Here is a 19,148-nt window from a genome sequence, read left to right as displayed (position 1 = left end):
CCAGCCTCAAGCTTCACTCTCAGGAGGCAGCAACCAACAGAAAGATCATTCAAACCAGTACTCCGACATGAAGGTAATGAGCCATCGAGCGCCCCGCCCGAAAAGGGCGCGGCGCTCGATGGCTCACACGTGATCAACACCTGGGCTGACGTACTAAACCGTGCCAACCTAGGTTTCGAGGTAATGCACGAGCGTAACGCTCACAACTTCCCTCTAGACCTAGCAGCTGCTGAAGCTACTCCTGTAGCTTTGACTGCTCCAGCGATCAACGGCTAATAAGATCGTAATCCGATCACCCCTAGGGGAGTACAAAGGTACCCCCTAACAGCGCTCTCCAAAAAGGGAGCGCTTTTTTATTTGGTGGCAAAGCACCAATCGCTTTTCCAAAAAAAAATAAGAGAGCCGTCAAAAAGACTCTCTAGGTCATCAGGGTGCATCTATCTACTGATCTCAATATAACAGATTGAGCGAGGGGTGTCACCCCTCAGTTAATAATTTTCCAAGCAGCTGACCCTAGGTATAGCGCTACGCGGAAGTCAGAAGTTAGAAGTCAGAAGTTAGAAGTCAGAAGTCAAAAGTAAGCTATGACTAAGTTTTGGAATTTAGGAATGTCCTAATCTAAATGCGTAGTGCTATATGTTCACGTATCAATTTTTGCAAAAAAATAAGAGAGCCGTCAAAAAGACTCTCTGGATCATCAGGGTGCATCTATCTACTGATCCCAATATAGCATAAAATGATGGGTGACACCCCTCAGTGAAAAAATATGGTAATTTAAGATGGCGATAGTGCTCTAGTTCCGAGAAAAGGCGAAATTAGCAAAATTCAATTCATTTGTGCCATTCCACTTGTAAACTTGGTTGCGAAACCCTTTCCACTGTTCATAAACTTTCTTAAACTTGGCATCTTTGCTAGCATCTTCCTCAAATAACTCGAATGATGCTTTCTCAGCGGCCTGCAAAATGTCTTGAGAGTAAGGAGTCAGCTTAACACCCGCTTTAATCAAGCGTTCCAATGCCCCTCCATTCAAAGCATCATACTGAGCCGCCATATTTATATTGGCGTACCTGGCGGCATCTTTAAAAATTTCCTGATACTCCTTGGGCAACTTATCCCAAGCTTTTTTATTAACCTGTACCTCTAGGGTTGGTCCGGGTTCCCACCAGCCTGGATAATAATAGAACTTAGCTGCTTTGTACAAGCCCAGCTTCTCATCATCATAGGGACCAACCCATTCAGCAGCATCAATGGTTCCCCGGTCTAGGGCAAGGAAAATTTCACCCCCAGGTAATACTTGGACATTCACCCCCAAGCGCTCCATCACTTTACCTCCCAATCCAGGGATACGCATTTTTAATCCCTTCAGGTCACCTACAGAATTAATTTGTTTCTTGAACCAACCTCCCATCTGAGCACTGGTGTTACCTGCTGGAAAATTAATCACCCCAAAGTCAGCATAGAGTTCCTGCATCAATTCCAAGCCACCACCGTGGTACAACCAAGCATTTTGTTGTGGAGCAGTTAGACCAAAGGGTACACTAGTGCCAAATGCTAGGGCAGGATTTTTGCCAACGTAGTAGTAACTAGCGGTATGACCACACTCAACGGTTCCCTGTTGGACGGCATCGAGAACCTCTAATCCTGGTACAATTTCACCAGCCGCAGAGGGGGTAATCTGGAAACGCCCATTGGTCATGGCACTGACCCGCTTACAGACAGTATCAGCTCCCCCATAGATAGTATCGAGAGATTTTGGCCAGCTCGTGACCATTTTCCATCGAACCATAGGCTGACTGCCGGATTGAGCAACTGGTCCTGTACTAGCTTGATTACAGGAGGCTAAGGCAGCTGTACTGGCTGCACCAATCGCAGCGTTACTAAAAAATTTTCGGCGTTTCATGGTTCTTGATTCAACACTTGGTCATCTTTTGCGCAAATTATATCAAGTTTAGCACTTACGCCCCAAACCCTATTATTGACGGTAATTACAGCGATTTCACCCTTTGACTTGTAACTAGAAACCAGGTTTTATGGGTCTTGGTGGGTAAGTCCTGAGGGGATAGAAGCAAAGGGCGGTAAGGGGAGAAATGGGCTTTCCCCGCTGTTAACTCAAGGAGGCAAACAGGATCAGTAGATCGAAAAATCATTTTAAGGCAAGCGATCGCAGCTCCTAAAATCCCCGACAGTAGCGATCGCTTGTTTATTACCTCGCCGACTTTTACTGGGGGTATTGATGAATTTTTTTCTAGTTGAGGAGTACTTAGAAGTATCTCAAAGAGCAATCGCCACCATGCCTTTTGCATTTTATCTAAATTAGCGTCTCAGTACTGGAGCAACATCGCCATACCATGTAGGGTTAAAACAGGCTACTCCAAAAACACCAGCCCCAACTTCTTGGCTTAATCCTGCCCCTGCACCACGTTTCTCAAAGCAATATCGGTGCATCGCTGCAACGCATTCTGGAGCTTGTGATTTTCCTAAGTTGTCACATCCTTGGTGATAACTACGAAGAGTATTAACAGAAACATCGCCATACCATGTAGGGTTAAAACAGGCTACTCCAAAAACACCAGCCCCAACTTCTTGGCTTAATCCTGCCCCTGCACCATGTTTCTCAAAGCAATATCGGTGGATCGCTGCAACGCATTCTGGAGCTTGTGATTTTCCTAAGTTGTCACATCCTTGGTGATAACTACGAAGAGTATTAACAGAAACATCGCCATACCATGTAGGGTTAAAGCAGGCTACTCCAAACACACCAGCTCCAACTTCTTGGCTTAATCCCGCACCGCCACGACTGTTTTTATCGCAATATCGGTGAATCGCTGCAACGCAATCTGGTGAACGTGATTTTCCTAAGCTGTTACAACCAGAATGATAATCACTAAGTATTCCCCCAACAGCTACCTGTACACCTATCCATCCGGCAAACTGATCCTCAAAAGTGAAAGCTTCTTGTTCTAACTTATTGTTTCTGTAATTTTGGTTAGCCTTCTTATATTCTTTGAAATAATGATAACCAAAACCATAGTAACCACCATGCCGTTGACACTGCTGGGAATGAATAAGCTCATGAGCTAGTAAAACAAGCTGATTAGTATCACTCGACCTATATGAATCGTTAACATAAATTTGGTCGCAATAAGCTTGAGCTCCAGAGCCTTGACTAATTTTATACCCAAAAGCTGACCATTCATCTAGCAAGTTAGCATTGTAGGTAACTCTAACACGGTCAACCAAATCTCCAAAATGAGGTCGTAGATATCGCTTCTGAAAGTTGTCTAAGGAACGACCACTGCTATTGTTCGTTCTCATCCATTCAGCAGCAGCGCGATAAGCTCCTCTACCAGCCTCCCCCCATATTTCTTCAACAGGAATTCCTATATCAATCAGTCTACCTGGATCGCATCCACCACTGAAACAATTTTGTATTTCACGTCTTATATCATTTATCCCTGGAACATTTACGTCTGGAACGTAAATCTCCCGACATAGTCCACCTACACAAACCCTCCTAGTTCCTGCTTCTACACTAGAAGTATGAGTAGCTAACTCTACCGTTAACCCCAATACTGCTGCTGATAATAGAAAGCTCAAAAATTTAATTCTAGATCTCATAGTTGTTTTATTGCTTGTACTGCTTTTAGGATAGTGACAAAATAGAAATCTAGCGGTTTTTAACCTAAGGATGTACACAAAACTTTTTATTTCTTTCTTATTCCGACTTTACTAATAGCTGCTCCCTGCTACCTAAAAGCCCAAAAATTGGGTGCATCTCATTTTTGCTGTTTGACACGGTGGTGCGTTACGGGCAGCAACATAACCCTGACTACGAGGCGAAAAATTAAGGCCCCCCTAACGCACCCTACTGGACCGACACATTTAAAATGGTGCAATAAGCGTAGGTTGGGTTGAAGAATGAAACCCAACACCAGTAACGCTTTGTTGGGTTGAGCGGTAGGGAAACCCAACAAACATTTTTAGGTGTGCCACGCCACTACGCAAAATTTTAAAAAATGAGATGCACCCCAAAAAGTGTACCTGACTAGGTTGAAAACCGCTATAACTAGATTAAATCTTAACAGTCAACAGTAAACAGTATTCAATAGTCAACCTTCTTTACCTAGATGTGAGATCAGCGATCGCATTCTTAGTCATAGCTGCGATCGCTTTATCAGTAGCTTTCGGTAAATGATAATACTTACCACCTGCTTGTTTGGCCAATTCCTTAGCAAAACCAGTAGAAACAAACTTACTCTCGGTATCAATTACTAATAATTGAACCCCATTAGCTCGAATCCGAGCAGCAATTTCCAACAATTCCCCTTTAATATCTGGCTTTTCCCCTTCTGGTAGAGTTTCTCCCAAGGAACGAGCTAAGGGAATATTGCCCCGACCATCAGTAATTGCCACAATTACCACTTGACCAATATCCCCAGACAATTGAGCATTCATGCCCACATGCACCGCCTGAGTCAATCCATGAGCTAAAGGGGAACCGCCACCACAAGGTAATCGCTCCAAACGCCGCTTTGCTAAAGCAATGGAACGGGTAGGGGGTAACAGCACATCGGCTTGTTCTCCCCGGAAGGGAATCAGGGAGACTTGGTCACGGTTTTCATAAGCTTCCGTCAGAAGCTGCATCACTGCTCCTTTTGCAGATTGCATCCGGTTTAGAGCCATAGACCCTGACGCATCTACTACAAAAACTACCAAGGAGCCAGCTCTTCGGGCTAACCGCTTGGATCGTAAATCCCCTTGTTCGATAATCACCCGACGGTTAGGATGACGTTGCCTACGAGCTTTTTGATAGGGTGCAGCAGCTCTGAGAGTGGCATCTACAGCAATCCGCCTTACTTTCCCCTTGGGTAGTATCGGTTTGACATACCGACCCCGGTCTTCGGAAAAGATAATGCTACGGTTTCCGGACTTACCTTGCCGTTGTGCCATCTGGGCGAAGTAGAGCACACTAGGGTCAAGTATCACCCCTTCTGGGTCAAAGAGAAACTCTTCCGGGATACTGGGAGCTTCCTGTTCTTGCTCCTCTGAGTCATTGTCGTCCTCCTTGTCTTCCTCTTGGTCTTGCTCTTCCTGAGATTGATCTTGTGGGGGTGGGGGAGGAGGAGGTGGTGCTTCTTCTGGTGGTGTTTCTACCATAGTCGCACGGGGGACAATTACCAATTCCACGGCCCGACGCAAATCCTCGGAATTAACTGTCTGACGACCATCTAAGGCTGCTGCAGCTTTAGCCACTCGAACCGCAAACAGTTCTGCCCGATGACCTTGGACACCACCTCGGATGGCTTCATTGACCAGATAGGTAATTTGGTCATGGGTAATCTCAACATCCTTGAGCCACTCTCGCGCTAGAATAATATCCGTCTTAAGGGTATCCAGATCCTCCTGGTATTCCTCCAGAAACTGCTGGGGAGAGTTAGCGTATGCGATCGCTTGTTCTACTGCCTCCACCCGTTGCTCTAAGGCCAACACACCGTCAGCAGAGAGGGTAATAGCAATTCTGTCCAATAAATGTTCTCGTAATGGTCCCTCGTCGGGATTGTAGGTAGCAATTAAAATTGGTTTGCAGGGATGTTGGAAACTAATGCCTTCTCGCTCAATTAGGTTGCGCCCTTCCGTTAAAACACTCAGTAGCTGGTTAGCAATTTGGTCATCAAGCAGGTTAATGTCATCGACATACAACACACCCCGATGAGCTTGGGCAAGTAATCCTGGTTGAAAGACAGGTTCCCCTTGTTTGACAGATTGTTCCACATCCACCGAACCCAGGAGTCGGTCTTCGGTCACTCCTAGAGGAATTTGGACGAAGGGAGCTGGGATGATTTCGGTATCTGGAGAACCGTCAACCTTCAACTGTTCGTGTAACTGTTCCTGTAACTGTTCCTGTAATGCTTCCTCTGGAGTACAGTTACTCAAGGAACCCTTAACCACTTCAATCGGAGGGAGCAAGGTATGGATTGCCCGTGCCATCACTGATTTAGCTGTGCCACGGCGTCCTGCGATCGCAACGCCTCCTAATCCAGGGTCAATGGCGGCGAGGAGGAGGGCGAGTTTAATGGCTTCTTGACCCACCACGGCGGTGAGGGGAAAGCTAGGGTTGGCAGGTTTTGTGGTCAGTGCGGGCATAGAGCAACTATTGTCAAACTTCCCTGAGTCAAATCATAGTAGTATAATAGTACTCTTTTACGACTCCTTATGGTTTATTTAGCTCCATGGGAAATTCTTGAGGGGGACTTTCCAATACTAAATTGATCTAGGAATCTAGGTCTGACCACAGTTATTGTAAAGACTTGTGATCCTCGGGTAATTCTAAAACCACCCGATAGGCCGTCGAATCGTATGATGATTTGTTCATGGTACCCGCTGTTGCCGCAAAAAGTATCCGGAACGTGCGCCAGATTTGTTCATTTGACTTGTCGATAATATCTGCTTTTTTTTCCATCCAGCGCTCATACATACCCTTAGCCCAAAGATAATAGTTGCGACGGTCGTTATAGATGGCTTGGATCTCAAATGGTGATTCTTTAACAGCATCGATAAATTCCGGCATATACACCATCCGAAAGGTTCCTGGCCAGATATACTTGGTAATAAAACTGTGCGTGCCAAATGACTCTTTGTGTGAGGCAAAGTCGAGATATACTCGTCCGCCAGGTTTAAGATAGTTCAAGAGACGCTCCATCACGCGAGGATAATCTGACAAATCTTCGATTACCCCCATCATGACTATGCCATCATATTTCTGGCTGGGTTGGAAAGAGAAAAAGTCTTGATACTTGACCTCTGCATCAAAGTTATTTTTGTCAATTAAATCTTCTACATACTGTTTTTGGTGGTTGGATAAGGTAATTCCAGTCACACGGATATTTCGGCGTGCGGCAAAACGCACGAAACCGCCCCAGCCAGAGCCAATATCCAGTACCGAATCATTCGGTTTGAGATTAAGAGATTGAAAGGCAAAGTCTAACTTGCGTTCAGCTCCAACCTCTAGGCTATCCTCATCTTTCTCATATATCCCAGGAGTATAAGTATTGTAATCGGTATCCATAGCGAACAATTGGATATTATGGGAGTCATAATGCTTCGAGATCCAATCTGGATTGCATTTTTCCCGCCCAAGTAAGATGGGCTTGAGTCGCCGACCTATCTTTAGCAAAATATGCTGATCGGATAACAGCTGCTGGAAGGACATGGCCTTGATTAAGTCCCCTTCGAAATCAATATCACCCTTGATGTAAGCTTCCACTATCAGTAATTGGTCTAAAGACATTAGAGCTTTTCGACCAGCTGGATTTTTGATGTATATATCCAAGATCGGTTTCTCTTCTCCAATAGTGGTGAGTGACCCATCTTCCAAATGAATTACAAAGCTAATTGGTAGTTTGCCACCTTTGGATAAGGAGGAGACGAAGTTCCTTACAAACGGGTTTTCAATCATGGGTAACGTCAGATGCTATTGCTTTTCCTGCAATTACCTTACCCCACTAGCTGTCAGCTATCATGCTTAAAATAAATCTCGTTCGCGCAATTGTCAATCTACAATATTCTCAGGCATTGTCAGGTATTTCCAACTGGAAGAATGCCGATTAACCCGTGTCCAGGAGTTATGGTGATGAATCCCAAGGCTATTTTAGGACTGCTTAAGGAAACATTTAAAGAATGGAAGGACGATAACGCATCTAGACTAGCAGCAGCATTATCCTATTACATGATTTTTTCCCTAGCGCCAGTGTTAATAATTGCGATCGCAATTGTGGGGTCTATTTTTGGGGAAGAGGCGGCTAAGGGCGAGATTGTAGGGCAAATCCAAGGATTGGTTGGGGAACAGGGGGCACAGTTTATTCAGACAGCGATTACTAATGCCCATCAGCCTGATGCTAGTGGGGGGTTGGCTTCCTTGATTAGTATTGTGGTGCTGTTGTTCGGTGCATCTGGGGTATTTGGCGAAGTCCAAGATGCCTTGAATACGATTTGGGATGTGAAGCTGAAACCGGGACGAGGCATCTGGGGTATTTTGAAAAAACGGACTCTTTCGTTTATAACAGTGCTGGGTGTGGGAATTTTTCTGCTATTGTCCGCTGTGCTCAGTACTGCCTTATCTGCTTTGGAGTCTTATGAGAGCGAATTCCTCAAGGAACTGGGTTTACTCTGGCTCTACCAACTTAACTTTGTCTGGACAATTCTGGACTTGCTGGTGTCCTTTGGTATCCTTAGCCTGATGTTTGCTCTGGTTTACAAGTACTTGCCAGATGTGAAAATTGCCTGGAAGGATGTCTGGGTTGGAGCAATTATCACTACCTTACTGTTTAACTTGGGTAAATGGCTATTGTCATGGTATCTCGGCAGAAGCAGTTTTTCCTCAAGTTACGGTGCTGCTGGCTCACTGGTGGTTTTATTGGCTTGGGTATACTATTCCTCTCAAATTATCTTTTTGGGAGCTGAATTTACCCAAGTTTACGCTAAAATATTTGGTTCAAAAATCGTTCCCGATGACCATGCTACCCCTCTCCCGGCAGTAGGCCAGTTCCCTAGTGTTGAGGAAAGGGATAACCCAAGATCGTAAGAACAGGGAACAGGGAACAGGGAATAGGGAATAGGGAATAGGGAATAGGGAATAGGGAATAGGTAAAAACTCCTATGTACCTCATTAAACTAAAAACCGCTTTAATTAATTACGATTAATTAATCGTAATTAATATCTTAATTAATATTTAACAAATAATATAGGTCAGATTGTGCTAAACTACCTGAAGTTCCATCGGTTCTGGTGAAGAACACTCACCAGAGGTAACGGGGAAAGTCCGGTGCAAGTCCGGCGCTGTCCCGCAGCTGTGATGAGGTCTGTGACCTCTAAGTCAGAATGCCCGCCAATGGTTTCAGTTGTTAAATCCGTCTGCGAGGTACAGATGATGTCTGATGTAGCATTTCCAAAATTAGTGAGTAGGCAACCACAGTTACTAGTAACGTTTGTGATGCTCTTTTTGAAAACTAGTGGTTGAGTAAAAAGTATTTAATAGGTTTGATCTGTAAGTTTTATCGTAAGCTATAAGCTATAAGCTATAAGCTTAAGCGCTACGCGCACGCTACGCGAACAGCTATAAGCTATCAGCTATCAGCTCAGTTTAAATGTGCTACAAGACTACTTTATCTTTTTTAAAGATAGTCTTAGAAAGCCTAGTCTGTCAAGGTAATTAACACTAAACTGTGCCAATTTTTTGCTCAGTAATTGACCAGCATTTACCAGATGTCTAAGAACAAATTTTCCGCGAACAATCGGTCTTATACCTCCCGTTATCAAAACCAGAGACTTGGCTTTAATGCTATAGCTCTGTTGGTATGGATCGGGATTTTAAGTACAGCACAACAAGCCCTGGCTCACCATCCCTTTGGTGGCGAGACACCTGATAATTTCATCACAGGATTTTTGTCTGGATTAGGTCATCCCGTGATTGGTTTCGATCATCTCGCCTTTGTGATTGCTGTTGGCTTAATTGCAGCCGGATTTACCAGTGGTTTCCTGATTCCCGGTGCTTTTGTCCTCACCACCCTAGTCGGGACAGGTATTCACTTGCTGGGAATGGACTTGCCAATACCAGAGATTGCGATCGCAACTTCAGTGGTGCTCTTTGGCGGACTACTGTTGAGTGCCAAAATTCCCAATATATCCGTAGTGCTAGGGTTAGCTAGCTTAGCTGGTATTTTTCATGGCTATGCCTATGGTGAAGCAATTGTAGGTGCTGAAATCAGTCCACTCTTGGCTTACCTGATTGGCTTCAGTGTGATTCAGTATGGTATTGCCATCCTAGCCCTAGGGCTGAGTAAGAGGTTGATCAAACAATGGAAAGATCAACCCTTCCCACTGATGCGAATTTTAGGCTTTGGTATCTGCTCAGTAGGAGTCGTTTTCCTATCCTCTGCAATTTTTGGATAAGAAGAATTAAGAATGTAGAATTAAGAATTAAGAATGTAGAATTTAGAATTAAGAATTGATGATAATTTATAATTCTGCTTTATGTATTCTGCTTTCAGCATTCACCATTCTTCATTTTGCCTTTCGCCTTAGAGGATATCTAAAAAGTTTTTTGATACTGAATTTTGCCCCCCTAGCCCCCCAATTATGCGGTGCGCACCGGTGGGGAAGAATCAATTTGCTGCTAAAAGTCCCCCAAGCGAGGGATTGCTCCCTTGGGAAACGGGGGCTTGGATGTAGCAAATGAGACTTCTCAGACAACCTCTTAGGTAGCTAGTCCTTTAATTCTGTGTCAAAAACCGATGAAAGCTAACCAAGTTAAACAACTTAACTTTTCCGGTGCCTACATAGATGCGAAGTACGTTGAAAATGTGGAAAATTATCCCATTAACAGTCGTACTATCACCGTTAATCCTGAAGAGACAGATGCTTACCTGAGCGAAAATAACACCAGCATTATTCCGGCTTTTTCATCTACCATCCTCAAAAATACTACTGTCCAAAAAGCCAAATCATTACTTTTGCTGGAGGGAGTAGAGAGCAACAACATCGGCAAGATTGTTTTTGAGCCTGGGTGGAATTTATTAGGTAATTTGATCCACTTCCCCAAAAATATACCGCTGTGGAAGTCTCCTCAAGATGAGGCGGGAATTCTAGAAGTCGATCCCTATTTTATGGCAAGGCAATCGAGTACACCCCATCAACAAGAAAAGTTCTCTGTTAAAGTTAACCTCTGGTATGCTCCTTCTCGTACCGATTGTGCAATCCATAACCAACATGACTTTATTGAGCTTCACACCCAAGTTTTGGGACAGGGACGAATGCAGAAGTTCAAAGAAAAAGATTTTGGGACTCTCTATGAAGATCTCTTGATGACTGAGGGATACACCCAGATCGTTCCTTTTTGTGAAGTACACGAAAACCAGCAATATACCTATCCGTGGCATCAGTATTATTCAGATACGGATTGTATCTGGATGGCGATCGAATATCACCCGATTAAACGTTCTAAATGAACCCTGAGATATTGATGTCTTACCTTCTTGACGGATATATATCCCAACCTTAAATCTACCCTAAACTGAACACCAAAGGCGAACAACAAAATAACCTTGGCCTTTGGCCACGCTACGCGAACAACCTTCAACCAACCAACCTTGGCCTTTGGCCACGCTACGCGAACAACTTTCAACAAAATAACCTTGGCCTTTGGCCACGCTACGCGAACAACCTTCAACCTTCAACAAAATAACCTTGGCCTTTGGCCACGCTACGCGAACAACCTTCAACCAACCAACCTTAAACCTTAACTTTACTCCTTAACTTATTTAAAATGGCTGCAAAAATTCCTGTTACAGTTGTTACTGGATTCCTGGGTAGTGGCAAAACTACTCTCGTGCGTCACCTGCTCCAAAATAATCAGGGCAGGCGCATTGCTGTAATTGTTAATGAATTTGGTGAAGTAGGGATTGATGGGGAATTATTGCGTTCCTGTCAGATTTGTGATGAAGATGATGACGCCAATAATAATATTTTAGAACTAGCCAATGGTTGTCTGTGTTGCACGGTTCAGGAAGAATTTTTACCAACAATCCAAGAATTGCTGAAGCGTCGTGACAAAATTGATAATATCCTGATTGAAACCTCGGGATTAGCGTTGCCTAAACCTCTAGTTCAAGCCTTTCGTTGGCCAGAAATTCGCACGGGCGCTACGGTGGATGGGGTAGTTACTGTCGTAGACTGCGATGCCTTAGCCGCTGGTACTTTAGTCAGCGATATCAATGCTTTAGAAGCCCAACGTCAGGCTGACCCAACCTTGGAACATGAAACTCCCATCGAGGAATTGTTTGAAGACCAGCTAGCTTGTGCTGATATGGTGCTGTTGACTAAAGTGGATTTAGTGGATAGTCCTACTCAAACCAAAGTAAACAATTGGTTGCAACAGCAGTTACCAAGTAGTGTGAAGGTAGTTCCTTGTCACGAGGGAGAAATTAGTCCTGATTTACTGCTAGGATTTAATGCCGGAGTGGAAGATAATTTAGAATCACGTCCTAGCCATCATGACCATGAAGAAGACCATGACCATGATGATGATATTAATTCAGTTAATTTGATTTTAGATCAGGCATTTGATCCACAGGTAATCAAGACAAAATTACGACAATTGGTGCAACAGCAAGAGATTTATCGTATTAAGGGATTTGTGAATGTTGCTAATAAACCCATGCGGATGGTGATCCAAGGAGTAGGCGATCGCATTGAGAGTTTCTTTGACCGTGCTTGGCAAGCTGATGAAAAGCGTCAGACTCGCTTGGTGTTGATTGGGCAAGGCTTGGAGCAGTTAGGAATTCAGGAGGTATTTGGGTAATAAAGGGAACAGGGAATCGGGAATCGGGAATCGGGAATCGGGAATCGGGAATCGGGAATCGGGAATCGGGAATAACCAATTTAGTAGAGTGGGCATCTTGCCCGCTCGGGAATGAAACAGGCAAGATGCCTGTTCTACCAAGATGCCGGAACATGAAACAGGCAAGATGCCTGTTCCACCAATAGAAGTAGAGTGGGCATCTTGCCCGCTCGGGAATGAAACAGGCAAGATGCCTGTTCCACCAACATGCCCATTCCACCAGGATGCCCATTCCACCAAGATGTCCATTCCAGCAAGATGCCCGAAAATGAAACAGGCAAGATGCCTGTTCCACCAATATGCCGGAAGATGAAACAGGCAAGATGCCTGTTCCACCAAGATTCCCATTCCACCGATCAGATTACGGTGCAGTTTCCATGTGAGGTATCTACAATAATGATCTACAAATCAGCCTCAGTGAAACGATGTTAAGTCGGGAAACTACCTATTCTCAAGCAAGAGCTAACCTAGCTAGCATCCTAGATCAAGTTTACGATCAACGCGAAATTCTGGTAATCAAGCGTGATAACCAGAAAAATGTCGCGTTAATTGCTGAAGATGAATTGTCCAGCATCTTAGAAACTATTTATTTATTGCCGATCGCCAGAAAATGCCAAGCGCCTCTTTAGGGCGTTGAAATGGGCAGAGTCAGACGAAGCTACTGCTCAACGTTTGGAAGAACTGAAAGAGGAATTGGGTATTAAGTTGTAACAAGAGTAAGAAATACGGCATTAATTTGTCACAGGGTTTAAATTCAGTCAATCTATCAAAAATATAGCTATAACACAGCCAATATCCCCATTTTTACCGGATCGAGGTACTCATGGCTGAAAAGGGATATGGGATTGGCTTTACAGTTAGAGGCTAAGGATAAATTAGCTATGAGTGGCGATCGCAATATTAAAGCAGGTAGCTATAACCGACAAATCAAATTCGGAGAGCAAGGTACTTACGTCGAGGGCGATTACTACAATAGCCCAGAGCAAAAACAAAACCTCGCGGAAGCTGCGGCAGAGATTCAACAATTACTAGAGACCTTAGACAAAACTTACCCTACCGATACTACCACTGGAAAAATGGAGGTGGCAACAGCAGCAGTTGAGCAGATTGAAACTAACCCTGCTTTGAGTAATAGACTACTCAGTGCCTTGAAAGCTGGTGGTGTCAGTGCTTTGGAGCAACTGCTGAACCATCCGGCTGCTAGTTTTTTTATCAATGCCCTGCAAGACTGGCAGAAAACTCAGCAGTCTCAACACCAGACTACACCTTGATCACTCTAGCTTGATTGACAGTCATGACTGAAGAAGCAAACGGGCAAGAGCCTGAAAATAACACAGGAGGTAATGACCGCCAGACTAATTTTAGTGACGACGGTGTGTATGTCGAGGGTGATTACTATGATCATCGGGAGCAGCCAAGACATGTGCCAGCTCCCCTTTGGACAGAATTACTAGGCAACCTAATGGCCTGGATCCACCGTGATCAGTATGCTGCTAGTCGCATTCGCAAACAGTTACTGGTAGAAGTTAAGCGGGAGGTAACCACTCGACTCCAAGATTCTCTCCACCAAAACGAGTTAGAGATGAATCTGTATCTGGAATTACCCATGGAGCAGAGCAAGGGGGCGGTAGAGCGTGATCAGCGACAGAAAGTAATTCCCCTACTGCCTCAAACCTCAGCAATGGAAGTGTTTGAACGGCCAGATGTAAAAGGTCGGTTACTAATTTTAGGGGAACCGGGGTCTGGGAAAACCACCACTTTACTCAGACTAGCAGAGGATTTAGTTAAGCAAGCAGAACAGAATCATGCTGCACCGGTCCCGATCATCTTTGAGCTTTCTGCCTGGAAAAATGATCAGCAACCCCTTGATCAATGGTTAGTGGCTCAACTCAAGGACAAATACAGCATTGACGAAAAAATCAGCCAAAAATGGCTGAAAAACCATCAACTACTGCCCCTTCTCGATGGTTTAGATGAGTTAGGCATAGACCGTCAACGGCTGTGCATCACCAAAATTAATCAGTTTCTCAAGCAAGACATCCAACGCCGTGGGGTGGTTTGCTGTCGTCTGGAAGAATATAAGGATGGAGATTCCAAACTGGATAAACTTAATGGGGCTTATTGCTTGCAGTCCCCCAATGATGTCCAAATCCAAGAGTATCTCCAGCGCCTGGGTAAACGGGAGTTCTGGCAAGTGCTATCCAGTGATGCCCAGATGAGAGAACTGGCAGATAAACCCCTGTTTTTAAACGTGATGGTGACAGCATACCAGGGGCAGCCGATTACCAATAAAGCACAACTGTGGTCAGCCTATGTGGAGGAGCGCTTAACGTTACCCCTTAATAAGCAAAACTATCCCAAGGGAGTTCCTTATGGGGATGAGGATACTAGACATTGGTTGACTTATCTAGCTCGGCAATTAGTAGCAGATTCAACCACTGAATTTTTAATTGAAAATATGCAGTCCTATTGGTTAAAAAAAGGTGGAGAAAGACTTGCTTTTAGATTACTTTATGGGCTGTTTTTCGGGCTGTTTTTCGGGCTGTTTTTCGGGCTGTTATTAGGGCTGATTTGTGGGCTGTTTGTCGGGCTGTTATTAGGGCTGTTATTAGGGCTGATAGTGCTGATTTGTGGGCTGTTATTAGGGCTGATTCAAGGACTATTTATGGAGGAATTTAGCTACGAAATAAATACTGAAGCTTTTGATATCAATTTGTCTGATCTAAAATCAGGGCTGATTGGTGGGCTGTTTTTAGGGCTGATTTTCGGGCTGTTTTTCGGGCTGATTTTCGGGCTGATTGGTGGGCTGATTGGTGGGCTGTTTTATAGGCTGTTTTTCGGGCTGTTTTTCGGGCTGATTTCTGGGCTGATTTCTGGGCTGATTTCTGGGTTAAAAACAGAACTTAAAGCTAAGGTAAAACCTAATCAAGGGCTCAAAGAATCGTTGAAAAAAACGTTTATTATTTCCCTGTTTGCTTTGCCTGCTGGGGCATTAATTTTGCCCCTTGTCTCCATCGTTACAGGAGTTAAGGTTGATTTGACTAGCGCTTTAAGCATCGGTTTACTTATAAGCTTGTTGTCGGCACTAGTAACTGGGGGTCAAGACTTGATACGGCACTTGACCCTGAGGCTAATTTTGTGGCAAAGGGGAGCAATTCCTTGGAACTATGCCAGGTTCCTCAGTTATGCCGCAGAACGGCGGTTGATTCAGCAAGTGGGAGGGCGTTACCGTTTTCTTCATGATGCCCTGCGTCAGTATTTTGTGGGCAATGAACCTGTTCCTCCCCCCCTGATTGAAGGTTCTAAAAACCCTGGGCTAGGCTTGATTCTGTTGGGGTTTTCTGTGTTTGTTTTTATAATTCTCGGTACAAGCATCTATAGGGTTGACAGTGGGCTAAAATCAACGGTAGTACCAGTAGTCCAGAGCGGTGATGTGGTTCTCACGGATAGAGTCACCCGTAATTGGCGGAAATTCAACCACGGAGATGTGATTCACTTTCGGGTTACCAAGAATTTGGCGAAGCAAGGCTTTAATGGTAAGAAGTACATTATGATGCGGATTGTGGCCTTACCTGGGGAAACGTTTGCCATTAAGCAAGGAGAGGTTTATGTCAATGGTCAACTGCTGCAAACTGACTACATTCAAGCAATCCCCATCCAAGATGACGACAAAGTAGAGAGAGAAATCCCTTCTTGTTGCTATTTAGTGTTTGGTGAAAATCCAGATGATCAGGATAAGTTGTTGATGGGCTTGGTGGATAGGGAGCAAATTTATGGTAGAGTCTTATTCCGTCTTTTTCCCTTTGAGCGATTTGGTAGGGTGGATTAATATATAGTAATTATCATAGTTATGATGTAAAAAGTTCTGGATTTTAGGGAGCAGGGAGCAGGGAGCAGGGAGCAGCTAAAAGATAAGAGGTAAGAGGTAAGAGAGAAAACATCCTGTGTATCTAATAGCTATAAAAAACGCTATATTTGTTGCTATAAAAGTTGTTGTACTTTGACCCGGTGGTGCGTTACGGGGCGGGCTGTTTCAACTGGCTACGAGGCGGAAAATAAGAGCCCCCCCCTAACGCACCCTACGCAACGATTCCCGATTCCCGATTCCCGATTCCCGATTCCCTACTTTCTCCGAGTTTGCGGATCCAAAGCATCCCTCAATCCATCCCCAATATAATTAATACTAAGCACTGTTAAAAAAATCGCTAATCCCGGAAAAATTGCCATATGAGGGGCTATTTCAATATAATTTTGGGCATCAAATAGCATCCGTCCCCAGGTCGGAACATCAGGGGGAAACCCTAATCCTAAAAAACTCAAGGTAGACTCAGTAATAATTGCATTTCCCACCGCCAAGGTAGCCGCAACAATTACCGGACTAAGCACATTAGGAAGAATATGAGCCCAAATCAATCGACGAGGTTTAGCACCAATCGATCGAGCTGCCGTCACAAAATCCATCTCCCGCACTGTCAAAAAACTAGCTCTTACTAATCGCGCCACCGACATCCAATTCAAGCAACCAATTACTAGCACTATCAATATAAAAATACCCAACTCTGGCCCAGCCAGCTGCCGCATGACATCTCGGAATAAATAAATCACTAACAGTAACAACGGTAGCTGAGGTAATGCTAAAAATAAATCCGTCAGACGCATTAGGAAGGTATCAATTACTCCTCCATAGAAACCCGATAACGCTCCAATTAACGTCCCCAAAAAAATCGCAACTACCATAGCCGCAATCCCCACCGTTAAAGAGATGCGTCCCCCCCACAATACCCGAGCCAGTTGATCCTGACCTAAATCATTAGTACCAAAAGGATGTTCCCAACTCGGTGGCGCACTGGATAGACTAAAGTCAATTTTGTCAATAGGTGTTGTATTAATGAATGGCCCTAAAACAATGGTAATCACCATAATTAGAAGTACAATAGACCCGATTACAGCCATTCGGTCTTGGCGAAACCGACGCCATCCATCTCCACCAAAAAACTTCCACAGAACACTCATTTCGATACATCAGTTGTCAATTGGATAAGGTAAAAATTATTGGGCTTTAGGGAGCAGGGAGCAGGGAGCAGGGAGCAGGGAGCAGGGAAGAGGCAAGAGGCAATAGGCAATAGGCAATAGGCAATAGGCAATAGGCAAGAGGCATGCTGGCAATAGGGAAAAAATTATTTGTACCTCATAGCTATGATAAACGCTATCATGAATTGTGATATAGCGTTTCTAGGATTTATGAGGTACCGTTATCAACCTCAAAGTCCCCCTTATCAAGGGGGATTTAGGGGGATCCCTTTGTACCTCATGGCATAGCGATGCAGCGCGGTCTTGGGGGTTTCCCCCATGAGCGACTGCATCAAGACAGAGAATTGCGATAATTTTTCTTCCCTACTCCCTACTCCCTACTCCCTACTCCCTACTCCCTACTCCCTACTCCCTACTCCCTACTATATTATTTGAACTCTCGGATCTAGAATCCCATAAAGGATATCAGCGACTAGATTGAAGACTACAATTAAAATAGCGTAGATAAAGGTAATGGCCATCACTACTGGTGTATCGTTTCGATAGATAGAATCAATCAGCAAGGCACCAATTCCAGGTACTCGGAATACTTGTTCAGTGATTAAAGCACCAGTAAATACAGTAGGAATATCTAGGGCGACTAAGGTAACAACAGGAATCAGAGCATTCCTTAAGATATGGCGATTGACCACTACAAATTGATGTAATCCCTTGGCATAAGCAGTACGAACGTAGTCTTGATTTAGCTGTTCGAGTATGGATGAACGAATAAAACGCATCAATACTGCTGCTTGAAATAATCCCAATACTACGATGGGCATGATAGATTGCTTGACTTGGATCACAAAACTATTCCAATCTGTTACCTTAAGTGTGCTATCGTAGATAAACGGTAACCAATTTAGCTGGACACTAAATAGAATAATGAACAGCAAACCAGTAAAAAAGGTTGGTAGAGAAAATCCTAGAAAGGCCAGGGTTGTGACAATTTGATCAAAGATTGAGTAACGTTTTAGTGCCGAAATTATTCCTAAGGGAAACGCCAGCAATACAGCAAAAATATAAGCAGAACCCACAACCCATAAGGTAGTAGGTAAACGCTGGAGCATTAGGTCACTAACAGGACTACGGCTAGTGAACGAGTATCCCATATCCCCTTGGATAAATGACCACGCCCATTTAATATACCGAATCGGGATGGGTTGGTCTAAACCAAGAGCTCGACGAATATTTTCCCGAACTTCCGGAGTAATGGAAGGATTAGTCGCAAATTCCCCCATCGGGTCTCCAGGTGCTAAAGCCAAGATACCAAATACTACGATACTGATAGCAATTAAGGTGGGAATGGAAACTAAAAGACGATTAATGAGGTATCGCGTCATGAAAATTGATGATAGCGGTTTTCAATTTGGTAGGGAACAGGGAATCGGGAATCGGGAATCGGGAATCGGGAATCGGGAATCGGGAATCGGGAATCGGGAATCGGGAATCGGGGAAAAATATTGTCTACCTCATAAGTATGGAAAATGCTATAGTTAATTGAAACTTGAATCTTGAAACTTGAATCTTGTTAATTAACGAATAAGCAATGAGTACTAATATCATGTCAGGATAAGGGCGACCGATGAAAGACGCTCAAGGAAGTGGAGATTCCGAAATCTCCCAATGTAGCTAGGGTTCAAGCTACGTCCCCACCCGAAGGAGCACTTCGAGATGGATATG

Annotated in this window: 16 protein-coding genes, 1 pseudogene and 1 riboswitch; of the genes and pseudogenes, 10 read left to right on the top strand and 7 right to left on the bottom strand. The window is 44.2% G+C overall.

Features of this window, described 5'->3' with window-relative positions:
• Positions 1 to 129 precede the first annotated feature (129 nt).
• A pseudogene (locus tag F6K51_RS30015) lies at positions 130 to 276 on the top strand (photosystem II protein D); the annotation flags it as partial.
• Positions 277 to 793: 517 nt separating this feature from the next.
• Here F6K51_RS30015 and F6K51_RS30010 read toward each other — a convergent pair.
• From F6K51_RS30010 to F6K51_RS29995, 4 genes are all read right to left on the bottom strand, one after another.
• Positions 794 to 1,900 carry a TRAP transporter substrate-binding protein gene (locus tag F6K51_RS30010; protein ID WP_293027261.1) on the bottom strand — a complete coding sequence of 369 codons (1,107 nt, stop codon included), beginning with the start codon at positions 1,898 to 1,900 and terminating at the stop codon, positions 794 to 796.
• A 413-nt stretch (positions 1,901 to 2,313) separates the two neighbouring features.
• Positions 2,314 to 3,618 carry a hypothetical protein gene (locus F6K51_RS30005; RefSeq protein WP_293027258.1) on the bottom strand — a complete coding sequence of 435 codons (1,305 nt, stop codon included), beginning with the start codon at positions 3,616 to 3,618 and terminating at the stop codon, positions 2,314 to 2,316.
• Positions 3,619 to 4,119: 501 nt separating this feature from the next.
• Complete coding sequence (bchD, locus tag F6K51_RS30000) at positions 4,120 to 6,144, bottom strand: magnesium chelatase ATPase subunit D (protein WP_293027255.1); 2,025 nt, start codon at positions 6,142 to 6,144, stop codon at positions 4,120 to 4,122.
• A 151-nt stretch (positions 6,145 to 6,295) separates the two neighbouring features.
• Entirely contained in the window at positions 6,296 to 7,456 is a 1,161-nt protein-coding gene (locus F6K51_RS29995) for a class I SAM-dependent methyltransferase (RefSeq protein WP_293027252.1), read from the bottom strand.
• A 141-nt stretch (positions 7,457 to 7,597) separates the two neighbouring features.
• Between F6K51_RS29995 and F6K51_RS29990 the strand changes: the two genes are divergently transcribed.
• From F6K51_RS29990 to cobW, 5 genes are all read left to right on the top strand, one after another.
• Entirely contained in the window at positions 7,598 to 8,581 is a 984-nt protein-coding gene (locus tag F6K51_RS29990) for a YihY/virulence factor BrkB family protein (RefSeq protein WP_293027250.1), read from the top strand.
• A 179-nt stretch (positions 8,582 to 8,760) separates the two neighbouring features.
• Positions 8,761 to 8,905: riboswitch (cobalamin riboswitch) on the top strand.
• 357 nt (positions 8,906 to 9,262) lie between these two features.
• Entirely contained in the window at positions 9,263 to 9,949 is a 687-nt protein-coding gene (locus F6K51_RS29985) for a HupE/UreJ family protein (RefSeq protein ID WP_293027247.1), read from the top strand.
• 341 nt (positions 9,950 to 10,290) lie between these two features.
• Entirely contained in the window at positions 10,291 to 11,004 is a 714-nt protein-coding gene (locus tag F6K51_RS29980; protein ID WP_293027245.1) for a hypothetical protein, read from the top strand.
• A 96-nt stretch (positions 11,005 to 11,100) separates the two neighbouring features.
• The gene (locus tag F6K51_RS29975) at positions 11,101 to 11,298 is read left to right on the top strand and encodes a hypothetical protein (RefSeq protein WP_293027243.1); all 198 of its coding nucleotides are present in this window, start codon (positions 11,101 to 11,103) and stop codon (positions 11,296 to 11,298) included.
• A 23-nt stretch (positions 11,299 to 11,321) separates the two neighbouring features.
• Positions 11,322 to 12,356 (top strand): cobalamin biosynthesis protein CobW, encoded by a 1,035-nt coding sequence (gene cobW / locus F6K51_RS29970; protein ID WP_293027239.1) that lies wholly within the window; start codon positions 11,322 to 11,324, stop codon positions 12,354 to 12,356.
• Here the strand turns inward: cobW and F6K51_RS29965 are convergent.
• Positions 12,330 to 12,743, bottom strand: a complete 414-nt coding sequence (locus F6K51_RS29965) for a hypothetical protein (RefSeq protein ID WP_293027235.1) — start codon at positions 12,741 to 12,743, stop codon at positions 12,330 to 12,332. The genes cobW and F6K51_RS29965 overlap by 27 nt on opposite strands.
• Before the next feature lie 77 nt (positions 12,744 to 12,820).
• Between F6K51_RS29965 and F6K51_RS29960 the strand changes: the two genes are divergently transcribed.
• From F6K51_RS29960 to lepB, 3 genes are all read left to right on the top strand, one after another.
• Entirely contained in the window at positions 12,821 to 13,024 is a 204-nt protein-coding gene (locus F6K51_RS29960) for a type II toxin-antitoxin system Phd/YefM family antitoxin (RefSeq protein ID WP_293027232.1), read from the top strand.
• A 210-nt stretch (positions 13,025 to 13,234) separates the two neighbouring features.
• A complete protein-coding gene (locus F6K51_RS29955; RefSeq protein WP_293027229.1) occupies positions 13,235 to 13,666 on the top strand; it encodes a hypothetical protein in 432 nt (143 codons plus the stop codon).
• Positions 13,667 to 13,689: 23 nt separating this feature from the next.
• On the top strand, positions 13,690 to 16,224 hold the full coding sequence (lepB, locus tag F6K51_RS29950; protein WP_293027225.1) for a signal peptidase I: 2,535 nt from the start codon (positions 13,690 to 13,692) through the stop codon (positions 16,222 to 16,224).
• 293 nt (positions 16,225 to 16,517) lie between these two features.
• Here lepB and F6K51_RS29945 read toward each other — a convergent pair whose 3' ends face one another.
• The gene (locus F6K51_RS29945) at positions 16,518 to 17,408 is read right to left on the bottom strand and encodes an ABC transporter permease (protein ID WP_293027222.1); all 891 of its coding nucleotides are present in this window, start codon (positions 17,406 to 17,408) and stop codon (positions 16,518 to 16,520) included.
• A 440-nt stretch (positions 17,409 to 17,848) separates the two neighbouring features.
• Entirely contained in the window at positions 17,849 to 18,808 is a 960-nt protein-coding gene (locus F6K51_RS29940) for an ABC transporter permease (RefSeq protein WP_293027219.1), read from the bottom strand.
• Between F6K51_RS29940 and F6K51_RS29935 the strand changes: the two genes are divergently transcribed.
• Entirely contained in the window at positions 18,807 to 18,965 is a 159-nt protein-coding gene (locus F6K51_RS29935) for a hypothetical protein (RefSeq protein WP_293027217.1), read from the top strand. The two genes, F6K51_RS29940 and F6K51_RS29935, sit on opposite strands and share 2 nt — an antisense overlap.
• The last annotated feature ends 183 nt before the right edge of the window (positions 18,966 to 19,148 follow it).

This window comes from Moorena sp. SIO3I8 (assembly GCF_010692325.1).
GTDB lineage: Bacteria > Cyanobacteriota > Cyanobacteriia > Cyanobacteriales > Coleofasciculaceae > Moorena.
This window is presented reverse-complemented; position numbering and strand designations above follow the sequence as displayed.